This is a genomic window from Bacillus sp. FSL W8-0102 (assembly GCF_038007225.1).
Taxonomy (GTDB): Bacteria; Bacillota; Bacilli; order Bacillales; family DSM-4216; genus Bacillus_O; species Bacillus_O smithii.
In genome coordinates, this window is the sequence record NZ_JBBOWT010000001.1 from 830,680 (window position 1) to 845,935 (window position 15,256).

14 protein-coding genes are annotated in these 15,256 nt (G+C 43.2%); 13 read left to right on the top strand and 1 reads right to left on the bottom strand.

The genetic code is table 11. The features are described from left to right. Positions 1 to 6 precede the first annotated feature (6 nt). From dmpG to N1I87_RS04035, 3 genes are read left to right on the top strand one after another with little or no spacing between them, the layout of a single operon-like run. On the top strand, positions 7 to 1,017 hold the full coding sequence (dmpG, locus tag N1I87_RS04025) for a 4-hydroxy-2-oxovalerate aldolase (RefSeq protein ID WP_341100720.1): 1,011 nt from the start codon (positions 7 to 9) through the stop codon (positions 1,015 to 1,017). Positions 1,018 to 1,029: 12 nt separating this feature from the next. Next, entirely contained in the window at positions 1,030 to 1,821 is a 792-nt protein-coding gene (locus N1I87_RS04030; protein WP_341100722.1) for a 2-keto-4-pentenoate hydratase, read from the top strand. Positions 1,822 to 1,839: 18 nt separating this feature from the next. Continuing rightward, positions 1,840 to 2,028, top strand: coding sequence for a 4-oxalocrotonate tautomerase (locus N1I87_RS04035; protein ID WP_341100723.1), 189 nt, complete (start codon positions 1,840 to 1,842; stop codon positions 2,026 to 2,028). Between the two features lie 347 nt (positions 2,029 to 2,375). Here the strand turns inward: N1I87_RS04035 and N1I87_RS04040 are convergent, their stop codons facing one another. Next, positions 2,376 to 3,161 carry an arylamine N-acetyltransferase family protein gene (locus N1I87_RS04040; RefSeq protein WP_341100725.1) on the bottom strand — a complete coding sequence of 262 codons (786 nt, stop codon included), beginning with the start codon at positions 3,159 to 3,161 and terminating at the stop codon, positions 2,376 to 2,378. Between the two features lie 294 nt (positions 3,162 to 3,455). On the opposite strand from N1I87_RS04040, the gene N1I87_RS04045 reads away from it, so the two are divergent. From N1I87_RS04045 to ilvN, 10 genes are all read left to right on the top strand, one after another. Next, positions 3,456 to 4,832, top strand: a complete 1,377-nt coding sequence (locus tag N1I87_RS04045) for an ISLre2 family transposase (RefSeq protein WP_341100726.1) — start codon at positions 3,456 to 3,458, stop codon at positions 4,830 to 4,832. A 284-nt stretch (positions 4,833 to 5,116) separates the two neighbouring features. Continuing rightward, entirely contained in the window at positions 5,117 to 5,317 is a 201-nt protein-coding gene (locus N1I87_RS04050) for a twin-arginine translocase TatA/TatE family subunit (RefSeq protein WP_341100728.1), read from the top strand. A 45-nt stretch (positions 5,318 to 5,362) separates the two neighbouring features. Continuing rightward, entirely contained in the window at positions 5,363 to 6,175 is an 813-nt protein-coding gene (gene modA, locus N1I87_RS04055; protein ID WP_341100729.1) for a molybdate ABC transporter substrate-binding protein, read from the top strand. After that, a complete protein-coding gene (gene modB, locus N1I87_RS04060) occupies positions 6,176 to 6,841 on the top strand; it encodes a molybdate ABC transporter permease subunit (RefSeq protein WP_048622808.1) in 666 nt (221 codons plus the stop codon). Between the two features lie 485 nt (positions 6,842 to 7,326). Further along, the gene (locus N1I87_RS04065) at positions 7,327 to 9,276 is read left to right on the top strand and encodes a transglycosylase domain-containing protein (protein ID WP_053083216.1); all 1,950 of its coding nucleotides are present in this window, start codon (positions 7,327 to 7,329) and stop codon (positions 9,274 to 9,276) included. A 111-nt stretch (positions 9,277 to 9,387) separates the two neighbouring features. Further along, complete coding sequence (locus tag N1I87_RS04070; RefSeq protein WP_341100730.1) at positions 9,388 to 9,612, top strand: hypothetical protein; 225 nt, start codon at positions 9,388 to 9,390, stop codon at positions 9,610 to 9,612. A gap of 464 nt (positions 9,613 to 10,076) precedes the next feature. Further along, complete coding sequence (gene ilvE, locus N1I87_RS04075) at positions 10,077 to 10,979, top strand: branched-chain-amino-acid transaminase (RefSeq protein WP_003353203.1); 903 nt, start codon at positions 10,077 to 10,079, stop codon at positions 10,977 to 10,979. A gap of 19 nt (positions 10,980 to 10,998) precedes the next feature. Beyond that, positions 10,999 to 12,666, top strand: a complete 1,668-nt coding sequence (gene ilvD, locus N1I87_RS04080) for a dihydroxy-acid dehydratase (RefSeq protein ID WP_327824936.1) — start codon at positions 10,999 to 11,001, stop codon at positions 12,664 to 12,666. Between the two features lie 355 nt (positions 12,667 to 13,021). Continuing rightward, positions 13,022 to 14,737, top strand: a complete 1,716-nt coding sequence (gene ilvB, locus N1I87_RS04085) for an acetolactate synthase large subunit (RefSeq protein WP_341100732.1) — start codon at positions 13,022 to 13,024, stop codon at positions 14,735 to 14,737. Beyond that, positions 14,734 to 15,255, top strand: a complete 522-nt coding sequence (ilvN, locus tag N1I87_RS04090) for an acetolactate synthase small subunit (RefSeq protein WP_048622812.1) — start codon at positions 14,734 to 14,736, stop codon at positions 15,253 to 15,255. Before ilvB ends, ilvN begins: the two co-directional genes overlap by 4 nt. The last annotated feature ends 1 nt before the right edge of the window (position 15,256 follow it).

The window sequence follows — 15,256 nt, forward strand, 5'->3', positions numbered from 1 at the left end:
TTGAAAATGGCACATTTAACGGTTGTGGATGTGACGTTAAGGGACGGAAGCCACTCTATGAAACATGCTTTTACCGAAAAACAAGTGCGGTCGACAGCTCGTGCACTGGATGAAGCGGGAGTCCCATATTTTGAAGTATCCCATGGGGATGGTCTTGGCGGATCTTCTTTGCAATACGGATTTTCAAAAGTGAACGAAATGAAATTAATTGCAGCAGCAAAAGAAGAATGTCAGCAATCGAAAATTTCTGTTTTGCTTTTGCCGGGAATTGGCATTAAAGAAGATTTAAAAGAAGCGGTTCAAGCAGGAGCAGATATGGTTCGTGTGGCGACACATGTGACAGAAGCCAATGTTGCCAAGCAACATATTGAATTAGGGAGGAATCTTGGTTTAAAAACAGTTGGGTTTTTGATGATGGCTCATTCGGCGCCTACTTCCAAACTGGTGGAACAGGCGAAATTGTTTGAAAGCTATGGAGCTGAAGTCGTTTATGTAACAGATTCGGCGGGGGCATTGCTGCCTCACGAGGTAAAAGAGAAAATTGCCGCGTTGCGAAGCGAGCTGGGAGTGGATATTGGTTTTCACGGACATAATAATTTGTCGTTGGCTATGGCGAATACATTAGCCGCTATAGAAGAAGGAGCGACATATATTGACGGCAGTTTGAGGGCGTTGGGAGCGGGAAGCGGAAACACACAAACAGAAGTAATGATCGCAGTGCTAAATCGACTGGGTCATCAAACCGGCATTGATCTGTATAAGATTATGGACGCAGCGAATATTGTGGCAGACTATATGCCTCGTCCTCAAGAAATTACCGGAGCCAGTTTAATTTTAGGTTATGCCGGGGTATACTCCAGCTTTTTATTGCATGCTAAGGAAGCGGCAGAGCGTTTTCAAGTAGACGAAAGAGACATTTTGGTGGAGCTGGGCAAAAGAAAAGTGGTTGGGGGACAAGAAGATATGATTCTACAAGTGGCTTCGGAACTAGCATCAAAAGTGAAAACATTCATCTAGGGGGAAAGGAATTTGGATAGGAAAAAATATCAGGAATTGGCGGAATTTTTAATCAATGCTGAAAAAGAAAAAAGAGAAGTCGTCCGGCTGACTTCTGAACTTCCTGATTTGACGCCTGAGCAAGCGTATCGAATTCAGGAAGAGCTGGTCAATTTGAAATTAGCAAACGGACATCGGATAATCGGGCCCAAAATGGGGCTAACGAGCTTTGCTAAAATGCAGCAAATGAAAGTCAATGAGCCGATTTATGGCTATGTTTTGGATGATATGTTGATTGAAAGCGGAGAAACCGTCTCTTTTTCCGAATTCATCCATCCTAAAGTGGAAATCGAAATCGCCTTTTTCCTTGGAAAGGATATAGAAGGCCCTGGCGTCACAAGTGCTCAAGTGATGTCGGCAACGGCTTATGTCGCACCGGCTCTTGAAATTATAGACAGCAGATATAAAAATTTTCAATTTACACTTCCTGATGTCATTGCCGATAATGCATCCGCTTCCCGTGTGGTCATTGGAAATAAGTTGACGCCTGTTTCTTCCTTGAAAACGGACTTGGAGCTGACCGGGGCTGTATTGTACATTAATGGGGAATTAAAAGCGAATGGTGCGGGTGCCGCGATATTAAATCATCCGGCCAATTCCATCGCTGCCCTTGCCAATATGCTGGCCCGCTCCGGCAAAAAGCTGCAAGCAGGCGATATCATTTTGGCAGGAGCGATAACAGAGGCGATTATGCTTGCAAACGGAGATGTTGTCCATGGAAAATTGGATCAATTAGGGGACGTTTCCTTCGCTGTCCGCGACTAATTTTGAGGAGGAATTCAAATGCCATTTATTCACATTCATTTACTTGAAGGCAGATCAGAAGAGAAAATCAAAGACGTGATTAAAAATGTCACAGACTGTGTCGCTGATACTTTAGATGCGCCGCTGGAAAGTATACGTGTCGTTGTGACGGAGATCTCTCCCACACATTGGGGCACCGCAGGCAAAACAAAAGCGGAAAGCAAATAAAGAACCGCAAGAGAAAGTATTCTTTTGTTCCATATCATAAAGACCCTATTGTCTTATTCAGATAAAAATGGATCGTTTTCTTTTTTAAAAGGGGACTTTACAGTTTCTTAAGCAGCTGATTTGTAGTGAATATCAATTTCATGATGATAACCATCTGCTGCCTGTATTTATTAAAAAGCGGTTGCATGTAATTAAAAGATCATGTTTTAACCAATATACGAATCAATAAAAAGACCGAATCGGAAATCTTGCTGAGAAAAAGCAATAATGGAAAACGACGATGAGAAGACGAGGTAACAATGAATGGATTTCTAGAAAAAGTTGACAAAGCGGAAAAATGTCAGTTTCTAACTATGTTTTTCCGCTTTTTTCATGTATTCTGAAGTTTTTTCAAAAATGGAATTTGAAAAAAGTGTCTTCACGGCTTTCATGAATTCTATTGGATCGTTGAATTTAACCAGTTTTTGCTGTCCTGTTTTGGAAAAGCGGACTCTCATCTGTTTATCCGTGACGGAAAGAGTTTGATCGCTAAAACATTGGGCGATTAATGGAGAACTATTAAACGGGGATTTTTCATGAAACGTAATTTGTTCTTTGATATCCGTCAATTTTTCCCAAGGGAGCTCCTTCAACGAAAATGCATATTTGATGATCCAGTGTTCTTCCGATTTCATTTCGAGCACATGTGTACCCTTTGGAGTTTGTAAACGGCGAGCTCGAAAACTTCCTGCTGCCGAGGATACAGCCATCCCGTCAATCTGAATGGGGGATAGAGCAAGTTGATTGCCAAATCCGGCATCTACCAACCATAAAGAATCTCCGAGATCGAGAAGAATTAAAACATGAGTGCCATCAAGGGCCCAATGGTTTCCGTTCGAAATGGTGCCGGAAACTAATTTTACATTGTATCCTTCTTCCTTCAGTTGCAAATAAAGATATGGGTTTAGCTCATAGCACAACCCGCCCCGATATTGGGAAAATTTTTGAAAAAGAAAAGTCTCTGTGATTGGCATCGTATTTTGAGTGACGACATCAAGATTTTCGAAAGGATATTGGCTGGCGAACTGTCTCAGTGTACAGCTTATTTTCTCAACAGTGCTGTTGTTTTCAGCCCCCGGTTTTGCTGTTGCCATGTGGATCACCCCTGAACTTATTGTAGTCTTTTCAGTTTTAAACCTGCAACCATTTCACTGTTTCGTTGTTCAGACATTATTTGAAGACATGTCATCATGGTGTGTGAGTAAAATGTTTGTGGGAGAAATTCTTAGAATTCCCCGATGAGGGGGTTGGGAACGTAGGTTCGCAATCCCCCTCATCGGGGCCACCAAGCGAACCGCGGTAGGATCCCAAGCAGGAAACATGAAAAAAGGACTCTCTCCCTGGTAAGATGATCATTGCCAAACCATCAAACAGGAGGAGAGAGTCCCATGAATATTCAACAACATCTTACCACAAATTCGTTGTCATGGAAAGAGATCGAACTTGATTTGTTTCGAGCCTTGCAAAACGCCTTCGCCGAACTGTTTACGGCTCTGTTGGAGGACATCGACCGACAATTGGCGGAAACCCGGGACAAGCGCCGGTACCACTTGAAAGACAAACGACGCACCACGATTCAAACCTTGTTTGGCGAAGTTACCTTTGAGCGAAACTACTATTTAGACCGAGAACAAAACCGTTACACGTTTTTGCTTGATTCCTTTTTAGCGTTTGATGGATCGCAGTCAATCAGCCCTTGTCTAGAAGAAACGGCGATGGGATTGGCTGTGGAGTGCTCTTCCTATCGCAAAGCGGCTCATACGCTTGCCCAGATGGTCGGGTATCCGGTGATGAGCCATGAGACGATCCGCCAGTTGGTGCTCGAGGCTGAAGTTCCGCTGCACTGCCCGGTTGACCAGCGATATGGACGGGTGCTGTTTGTGGAGGCCGATGGACTGTTTGTCTCTCTCCAAGGGAAGGGAAAACGGGCCAAGGAAGACAAAATCCTGACCGTTCACGAAGGATGGAAGCGCAACGGCTCACGGATCGAATTCGTGAATCAGCGCCATTACGTCCATGAAGGCAAGGGGGAGGTGTGGGAAGGCTTCGAGGAATTTTTGATGAACGAATATGCCTATGATCCGTGTCGGGATCTTCTTGTCATCAACGGGGACGGCGCTCCATGGATTACCGCGTGCCGGGAGTATTTCAAAGGACGGGTCTGCTTCCAATTGGATCGATTCCACGTGGCGCGTGAGTTGCGCCAATGCCTCTCGGGCCATCCACGGTGGCAGGCGATTCGGCAAAAGCTGGCGAAGCAGGATGAAGAGAAGCTGCTTGTGGAACTGAACAGCGCCCTCGGCACGCTGGGGGACGAAGCGAAAGAACAACAGCTGGCTGCCTTGATCCACCGGATCGAATCGATGCCGGGATGCATCCGTGATTACCGGGAATGGCTGAAGGAGCAAGGAGTGGACACAACGGGCATGTATCCGATGGGGAGGGCTGAAAGCGTGATGAGCCAGTTGGCGTATCGGGTGAAATACCGCCGCAGTTGGACAGACAAGGGACTCAGGGCGTTTTTCAAGGCAATGATTGCCCGGATGGATGGGATTCGTCTTTTCGGACATCGTTTAGGAGAAGAATCGTCGCATCCGGCGGAGGAAACGGTGTCGACGGCATCCACCAAACAGACGATCGTGAACAAGGCGAAACAACGCGTCCGCCGTCTTTGGCCGGAGATCACGCGGAATAACGTGCCATATTTACAGCAATCGTCCGGGACACCGATCTATCATGCCCTGTCTGAACTCAAGGGATGGTAAAAAAAGGTATACATATCGGTCTGTCATGGCAAGGGATGAGAGTCCGAAAGCGCTTACGGATGAAATTCAAAAAAATGGTTCGCTAACCTATGACTTACATCTATTTTCAGCGAACCAAAAAAATTCCCACAAAGTCTTGACTGACTCCATCATGGTCAAAGTAGTGCAAAGATGTAAGTGGTATTGTATAATAAAAATAAATGAAAATTAATAAAAATTGTGTCACATAACAACTTCATTAGGTCCCCTCTTTAAGGGGATCATGAGGCAAAGGGGAGTCATACATGAACCTGGGATTTGGTGAGATTGCTCTTATTGTTATTGTTGCGTTGTTGATTTTTGGACCTGCTAAACTCCCTCAATTAGGAAAAGCCGCCGGACAAACCCTTCATGAATTTAAAAAAGGCATGAAAGGTATTTTGGATGATGAGGAGGAAGGGAAAGAAAAAGAAAATGCAGTCGTGAAAAATGAAAATTCCCGATAAATCGGGATTTTTTTCTGGATGGAAAGGATGAGAATGAGGATGAGGATGAAAAGAATTTTTAGTCTCTTAACTGTAGCTGTACTGCTGATTGTAGCAGGTTGTTCCGGAAAGTCGTCAGGAGGAGCGCAGGATACGGCGGGAACACAAGATAAAGCAGAAACGAAGAACATTACCGTCTCAGCAGCGGCCAGTTTGCAACCCGTTCTTGATGAGCTCATTGCCGAGTTTGAAAAAAAACATAAGGATTTTCATGTTACTGTAAACTACGGTGGTTCTGGAGCGTTAGCGCAACAGATTTCTCAAGGAGCTCCGGTAGACTTGTTTTTATCGGCATCCGCAGATAACGTTGATCAATTAAAGGAAAAGAACCTTGTCAGCAAGGACGTTTTGTTATTAAAAAATGAACTTGTTGTAGCTGTGCCAAAAGAGGGAGCGCAATCGATTTCTGATATCAAGGACTTGACGAGCAAAAATGTGAAAAAAATCGCCCTTGGAACTCCGGAGACTGTTCCCGCTGGCAAATACGCCGAACAAACGTTGAAATCTTTAAAATTATGGGATGATTTAGACGATAAAATCGTTTATACGAAGGATGTCAGACAGGCTCTGAATTATGTGGAAACCGGCAGCGTTGATGCAGCGTTCGTATATAAAACAGATGCTCTATCTTCCAAAAAAGTGAAAACGGCTATAGTAGCAGATCCAAAACTGCATGATCCTATTGATTATGAAATGGCGGTTATTAAGCATAAACATGAACAATGGGCGGAAGATTTTGCTAGCTTCTTACAGGACAAGCATTGCCAAGACGTGTTTAAAAAATACGGTTATTTAATCCCTTCCAAGGAGCATTCATAAATGGCAAGTTCTTTATGGGAACCGATTTTTTTATCCCTAAAGCTCGCTTTTGGAGCAACGATTATCGTGCTTATTTTCGGGCTGGCGGCGGCAAAATGGATGACTGCCTATTCTTTTAAAGGAAAGTTGCTGGTCGAGCTATTGTTTCTTTTACCGATTGTTTTACCACCAACCGTTGTAGGGTTTATATTAATCGTATTGCTTGGCGGGGATTCTATACTTGGGCGGGCGGTTGAGTCGATTTTCGGCCAACCGCTTATGTTTACGCAGTGGGCTGCTTTAATTTCTGCTACGGTTGTATCTTTTCCGCTCATGTACCAATCGCTAAGCATCGGATTTCAAGAAATTAATCAAGAAATCATTCAAGCTGCCCGATTAGACCGTGCATCTTGGCTGCAAATATTAATCTATATTGAACTGCCGCTTATATGGAAAGCGGTAATGGCGGGAATCTTTTTAAGCTTTGCAAGGGCATTGGGCGAATTTGGCGCTACGCTTATGTTCGCAGGCAATATCCCTGGAAAAACTCAAACCACCGCCATCGCCATTTATATGGCGATGGAAAGCGGGGATATGAAAACAGCGTGGACGTTGGTTATCGTGTTGATGTCGATTTCATTTGTATTACTGTTTGTCGTCCAGATGCTGAAGAAGAAATCATCTTAATAGAATCGGAGAATCCTAGGTCGAATGATTTCTTGTTCCTTACTGAGTTTCCGCTTTCCCCCTCGTTCCCCTGAGATTTTGCTTTCGGCTTTTCCCTTTCCCTTTTACAAGTTTCCTGGCAGAAGTTTGATTTTTCCACACGGAATGGGAAATAATCATCTAGACAAAAAAACAGGAACAAGAGTAAAATCAATGAGACATAAATCTCAAACGGGCCGTTAAGGAGAGGAAAATCATGTCGTTATCGGAATTTTTTCTCTCGAAAAGAACGACTTTTGTTGAAATTCATTATGTTATAATGTTTCTCAGCGTAAGGTGCTTTCATTGCTCCATGGACTTTTGTTTACGGCTGTAAAAAACAGCCTTGAGCAAATGAAATCCGTTTGGCAGAAACATGTCACTAAAAAGAAGTGGAATCAAGTAATCAAAGCGGATTTAAAATCCTTTATGGACTAGTGTAAACAACAGGGGGAACCAAAAAAGACATGGGAACATCTTTAGATACAATGAAGAACATTTGGAGAAAATTCCATCTAACCCAAGTGTTTATTTTGCTTCTTTCTATTTGCGTTCTTTTATTACTGGGATTTGTGATCTATTTTATGAAATCAGCAGATGTCGAGTCTTTAAAAAAAGGTCTATCCCAGCAAACGATTATTTATGACAAAGACGGAGACGTTGCCAGTAAATTATCAGCTAATCGCTCAGATAGTGTGCCGATCAAGAAAATACCGGATTCTTTGCAAGACGCTGTGGTTGCGATTGAAGACCATCAATTTTACAACCATAACGGATTTTATTTAAAAGGAATGCTGAGAGCGTTTGTGCAAGATATACTGCATGGAGGAGCGGTCCAAGGTGGAAGCACGATTACGCAGCAGCTGACGAAAAACGCGCTGCTTTCACCGGAAAAAACGTTAAAGCGAAAAATTGAAGAACTCTTTCTTGCGATCCAAATCGAAAAAGTGTACAAGAAAAAAGAAATACTGGAAATGTACTTAAACACCATTTACTTTGGGCAAGGTGCATGGGGAGTACAAAATGCATCGGAAAAGTATTTTGGAAAAAATGTGCAAGATTTGAATTTGAGTGAATCAGCTTTGCTTGCCGGTCTCATTAAGGCTCCGTCCGCCCTTGATCCGTACAATCATTACGAAGCGGCCATCAAACGCCGCAACGTCGTACTGGACCAAATGGTCAAATATGGGTACATCACACAAGATGAAGCGAATAAAGCCAAAAGTACGACCATCGTATTGAAAGACGGAAGCAAGGACCCGCTAAAAGAAAAATATCCTTATTTTGGCGATGCCGTTATTGAAGAAGCTGTCAATCGCTATGGCCTTTCTCAAAAAGATCTTTTGGAGAAGGGATATAAAATTTACACTACGATGGATCAAAATATCCAATCTCAATTGGAAAAAGTGTATAAGGAGGATTGGCTTTTTCCAAAAGGTGTACATGGCGGGGATGTTCAAAGCGCGGTCGTTATGTTAGATCCACATAATGGAGGGGTTTTAGGGGTTGTAGGAAGCCGTGGAGAACATGTATTCCGTGGTTTCAGCTATGCTACGCAAATGAAAACTTCTCCTGGATCTACGATTAAGCCTCTCGCTGTTTATACACCGGCTTTAGAAGAAGGATATGAACCAACGAGCATGCTGAAAGATGAAAAAATGAAATTCGGCGATTATGAGCCTTCCAACTATGACGGAGTGTACAAAGGAGAAGTTCCAATGTACGAAGCGGTTGAAAAATCGCTGAATGTACCGGCTGTTTGGCTTTTAAACGAGATTGGACTGGATAAAGGCGTGGATGCTTTAAAACGTTTCGGAATCCCTCTTGAAAAAGAAGACCGGAACTTGAGCATCGCTCTTGGCGGAATGTATAAAGGGGTCTCGCCATTGCAAATGGCGTCCGCCTATTCGACGTTTGCCAATGGTGGGGTTCGCCAAGAAGGACATTTTATCAGAAAAATTGTGGACCCTGACGGCAAGGTGGTAGCAGAGTGGAAAGGCGAAGGAAAGCGCGTTACAAGTAAAAAAGTAGTTGATGAAATGAATTCTATGCTGTTGAACGTAGTCGCAGAAGGAACTGGAAGAAAAGCATCGATTCCAGGGTATAAGATTGCCGGAAAGACAGGCTCTACTCAGGTGCCGATTGAAGGCGTGGATGGAACAAAGGACCAATGGTTTATTGGGTATACGCCAAACGTGGTGGGAGCTGTCTGGCTTGGCTTTGACAACAACAACGATTACTTGACCAGCAACAGTTCTGATGGAGTAGTCCCAGTATTTCGGGAGGTCATGGAAAAAACGCTGCCGTATATAAAAAATGAATCATTTGATGTAACGCCTATTCAAAAACAAGTAGAGAAAAAGAAGAAAAAAGATTGGAAAGAAAAACTCATCGAAGAATGGAAGAAGCTTTTTTAAAGGCCATAAAGGCCCCTTTTGAACAAATAAATCCGACGAGATAAAACCTTTCTCTCGTCGGGTTTTTTCTGTTTTCGGGAGTTTTATTTTGAAGCGGGCGGAGTGTTAGGGTTGGCGCTTGCTAATGGAAAAGACGTTTTTTTGCTTTTGTCTAATTGGGATGATCGCGGAATGGGAGAGGCTTCTGCAGGAAAAGCAAGCCGAGCGAGACACCGCAGCGAGGTTCAAGCAAGGGAGGTCGTGTATCGCCTGGGAAAAACGAGTGAATTTCGCGATCACCAGCTTGTCCGATATAAAGCTTTACATGAAAACAGGGATGCTCCTAGGTCATTTTGACTTTTGGGACGGCAAAAAAGAAACAGTCACGGAAATTACTTTTTTTCAGATGTGGGGAAGTGATTGGTTGGGATCGTTCGTTTTGAAAGGAGAGAGAAAAGCGGATTTATCTGTCATCCCAATGGAAAGTTGAAATTTTTTAAAATGGTTTTTCCAGCTGTCCGGCAGTTTTGTTGGAGTGCTCTCTTAAAGGAAAGGATATAAAAAAATAGAGGAACAGGATTGAGAGAAAAAAATTGAAAACGAGCGAAAACAAGAGAATAGCGCATTTGTAAGCGGTAACAAAATAAACGGATGATTCAAAAAAGTCAAAAAATTAACCATAAAGGTATTGACCAGAACGAAAAACAGCTGTATTATTTACCTCAATTAAACAATATTCTGATACGGCAGATAAATAAAATTATTCAAAAATTTTTCCGCCATTTAATTTCTATTTTTTAACTATCAAGGAGTGAACAAAAGTGAGTGAGCAATGGATCTATTTAAACGGCAAATTGGTAAAAAAAGAAGATGCGGTCATTTCAGTGTACGACCACGGCTTTTTGTACGGAGATGGCGTATTTGAAGGCATCCGGATGTATAAGGGAGTGGTATTTCGATTAAAAGAACATATTGATCGGCTTTACGACTCCGCCAAATCCATTATGTTGAATATCCCTAAAACAAAGGAAGAAATGACTCAAATCATTGTGGATACGCTAAAAAAGAATGAGTTGGAAGATGCGTATATTCGGGTGGTCGTTTCGAGAGGGGTCGGTGACTTGGGTCTGGATCCGAACAACTGTAAAGGACCTCAAATTATTGTCATAGCTGAACCGCTTGCTCTTTATCCTAAAGAATTATATGAAACTGGAATTGAAATTGTGACGGTAGCAAGCCGACGAAATCGTTCGGATGTGCTTCCACCTCAAGTAAAATCTTTAAACTATCTAAATAATATTCTTGTAAAAATTGAAGCACAGTTGGCAAACGCCAGTGAAGCGTTGATGTTAAACGATCAAGGTTATGTGGCGGAAGGTTCGGGGGATAATATTTTTATCGTAAAGAACGGAGTCGTAAAAACACCTCCTGCTTACGTCGGTGCACTGGAAGGAATTACAAGAAATACAATTATTGAGATTGGAAGAAAATTGGGCTTTGATGTCAGGGAAGAAACGATGACGCGTCACGACGTATATTCGGCGGATGAAGTCTTTTTAACAGGTACGGCAGCGGAAATCATTTCGGTAGTGAAAGTGGACGGAAGAGTGATCGGGGACGGAAAACCTGGTGAATATACGAAGAAATTGTTGGATGCATTCCGTGAGTATGTAACAACGGACGGAGTAAAAGTGTATTCAGAAACAAGCGTTCATGCTGGTTGAGGCTTCGGAGGAGATATGGATGCGCAGTGACATGATAAAAAAAGGGATTGATCGAGCCCCTCATCGCAGCCTTTTATACGCGGCAGGGGTCAAAACAGAAGATTTAAACAAACCATTTATCGGTGTGTGCAATTCGTATATCGATATTATTCCGGGACATGTCCATTTAAAAGAATTTGCGGAAGTGGTCAAAGATGCCATAAGAGAGGCTGGCGGTGTCCCGTTTGAATTTAATACGATCGGGGTAGACGATGGAATCGCCATGGGGCATATCGGAATGCGATACTCCTTGCCCAGCAGGGAACTGATCGCCGATTCGGCAGAGACTGTCATTAATGCCCACTGGTTTGATGGAGTATTCTTTATTCCCAATTGCGATAAAATAACACCCGGTATGCTAATGGCGGCGGTTCGGACGAATGTTCCTTCCGTTTTCGTATCCGGAGGGCCGATGGAAGCGGGCAGAACAAAAGCAGGAAAACCGCTGTCGCTTTCCTCGGTGTTTGAAGGAGTCGGAGCACGATTATCCGGAAGAATTTCGGAAGAAGAATTTGAGGAAATTGAAAGAAACGCTTGTCCGTCTTGTGGTTCTTGTTCGGGGATGTTTACTGCTAACTCAATGAATTCATTGATGGAAGTGCTTGGCATGACGCCTCCGGGCAATGCAACGATTGTCGCCACTTCTTCGGAGCGGCGCAAGCTTATCAAGGAAGCGGTCCAATATTTAATGGAGTTGATCGAAAAAGACATCCGACCGCGAGATATTATTACACCTGAAGCTATTGATGATGCGTTTGCTCTGGATATGGCAATGGGCGGTTCCACTAATACGGTTCTTCACACGTTGGCCATCGCAAATGAGGCCGAAATTGAGTACGATTTAAAGCGAATCAACGAGATTGCCAAGAAAGTTCCTTATTTAGCCAAAATCAGTCCTGCCTCTGACTATTCGATGCAGGATGTTCACAGGGCAGGGGGCATTAGCGCAATCATTAAAGAATTGTGTGAAATGGATGGAGTAATCCATAAAGATAGAATCACGATTACCGGAAAAACTTTGTATGAAAATGTAAAAGATGCCGAAATATTGGATGATCAAGTCATCAGAAGAAAGGAAAATCCATACAGTGCTGTCGGCGGACTTTCCATCTTGTATGGAAATATTGCTCCGGATGGAGCCGTCATTAAGGTAGGGGCTGTAGATCCTTCCATCAAGACTTTCCTTGGAGAAGCGATCGTGTTCGATTCGCAGGATGAAGCGTTGAAAGGAATTCACAGCGGATTGGTCCGAGAAGGGCATGTTGTTGTCATTCGATATGAAGGACCAAAAGGCGGACCGGGGATGCCGGAAATGCTTGCTCCTACTTCAGAGATTGCCGGAAGAGGGCTCGATAAAAAAGTGGCTCTCATAACGGATGGAAGATTTTCAGGTGCTTCCCGTGGCATTTCTATAGGTCATATATCCCCTGAAGCTGCTGAAGGCGGTCCGATTGCTTTCATTGAAAATGGAGATCAAATCTTGATCGATCTGGAAAATCGAACGATCAATGTGTTGCTGACAGAAGAAGAAATGACAGAACGAAAGAGACGTTGGGTTCAGCCTGAACCGAAGATTAAAAAAGGCTATTTGGCGAGATATTCCAAACTTGTCACTTCCGCCAGCACAGGCGGGATCATGAAAATTTAATCGATGCAAATCGATGACGAGGTAAAAGTTGCAGGAATTCCGTATTCACAGAGAGCCGGTTGTTGCTGAGAGCCGGTAATACTACCTGCAGCGACATCCCCTCTGAGTGCCGATCTGAACGGAAACTATTAGGATTGGCCGAGTATAATATACTCGTTATCAAAAAGAACAATGTGTCAGTCATTGTTCATGAGGTGGCATTCGTGAGAATGTCATGAATCAGGGTGGTACCGTGGAAAGAATACAGCCTTTTCACCCCTGCGCTATAGGATTGGTAGGCGCAAGGAGTGAAAAGGCTTTTCTTTTTGAGTCAAAAAGTCTAAAGGATGAAACCAACCAGTTGGAGGGAGAATCAATGAGGGCTAATGCAAAAGCGGAAACGGAATCTGTAACGGGGACAATGACAGGTGCAGAAATTCTGATTGAATCATTAAAAAGAGAAAACGTGGAAATCATTTTTGGATATCCTGGTGGAGCTGTATTGCCAATATATGATGCGTTATATAAAAATCCGATTCGCCATATACTGGCAAAACATGAGCAGGGAGCCATTCATGCCGCTGAAGGATACGCGAGAGTATCAGGTAAACCAGGAGTTGTCATCGCTACATCGGGACCTGGTGCAACCAATTTAATTACGGGAATTACAGATGCCATGATGGATTCGTTGCCGCTTGTTATTTTTACAGGTCAAGTCGCCACAAATGTAATCGGCTCAGATGCCTTTCAAGAAGCAGATATTATCGGCATCACGATGCCAATTACTAAGCACAATTATCAAGTTCGTAACTTGAATGACTTGCCGAAAATCGTAAAAGAAGCCTTCCATATTGCGACCACTGGCCGACCGGGGCCTGTATTGATCGATATTCCAAAAGATATCGCCAACAATGAAACACGTCCTTCTTTTGATCATACAGTGGAGTTGCCGGGATATCAGCCTACAATCGTTCCGAATATTTTGCAAATCAGAAAATTGACGGAAGCGATTGCAACGTCGCAAAAACCAGTGATTTTGGCAGGGGCTGGTGTGCTTCATGCTCAAGCTTCCGATGAACTGTTGGCATTTGCTGAGGAAACCAATATACCGGTTGTTAATACACTGCTTGGTTTAGGATCATTTCCGGCTGATCATCCTTTGTTTCTTGGAATGGGGGGGATGCACGGAACCTATACGGCCAATATGGCCATGTATGAATGTGATTTGCTCATTAATTTTGGCGCAAGATTTGATGACCGCTTAACGGGAAATTTAAAGCATTTTGCTCCAAAAGCGAAAGTGGCGCACATTGATATTGATCCAGCAGAAATCGGAAAAAATGTTGAAACGCATATCCCGATAGTAGGCGATGTAAAAGAAGCCTTGAGCCAATTGTTGAAAGAGGATAAGGAAATTCCGGAAATCAATGAATGGCTTCTTCACTTGGAAAAATACAAACGTGATTTTCCGCTTTGGCTTTCAGACGATGAGGAGGGAATTTCACCACAGCGTTTAGTGAAAATGATCCATAAATTTTCGAAAGGTGAAGCGATTGTTTCAACAGATGTGGGCCAGCATCAAATGTGGGTTGCCCAGCATTATGGATTTGTCCGTCCGAACCGTTGGATCACGTCTGGAGGACTGGGAACGATGGGATTTGGTCTTCCGGCGGCCATTGGAGCGCAGTTTGCTGAAGAGGAAGAAACGGTGGTGGCGATCGTTGGAGATGCCGGATTTCAAATGACGCTTCAAGAATTAGCGGTCATAAAAGAATTCGATTTGCCTATAAAAATTTTCATTTTTAACAATCAGGCGTTAGGAATGGTTCGGCAATGGCAGGAAGCCTTTTATGAAGAACGTTATTCCCAATCCTTAACTCCTGTGCAGCCTAACTATGTGAAGCTCGCTGATTCATATGGCATTCGCGGATTTAAGGTTTCAACCGAAAAAGAAGCGGAAGAAGTCATTCGCGAGACATTCAATGATCGTCAACCGGTATTAGTCGACTGTCGAATCAAGCCGATGGAAAAAGTATTTCCTATGATAGCACCGGGAAAAGGACTACATGAAATGATTGGGGTGAAACCATGAGGCGCATTGTGACCGTATCAGTGCTAAATCAAAGCGGAGTTTTGAACCGGATCACCGGTCTGTTCACAAGAAGGCAATTTAATATTGAAAGTATTACGGTTGGACCGACAGAGGCAGAAGGAATTTCAAAAATGACTTTTGTCGTTCATGTAGAAGATGACAGAAAAATGGAGCAATTGACCAAACAGCTGAATAAACAGATTGATGTTTTGAAAGTTTCCGATATTACTGATCAAGCGATCGTCATTCGAGAACTGGCATTAATCAAGGTTATCAGCACTCCTCAAACACGAGGAGAAATCAAAGGAATTATTGAACCTTTCCGGGCAACGATCGTCGATGTAGCAAAAGACAGTGTTACCGTACAAATTGCCGGAAATTTTGAAAAAGTAGAAACGATCATTGATTTGCTTCGCCCATATGGGATTAAAGAAATATCCAGGACCGGGATCACGGCATTGCCGAGAGGTTCACAAAAATCAGTCACTGATTTCAAGCAATATACCATCTTAAATTAAA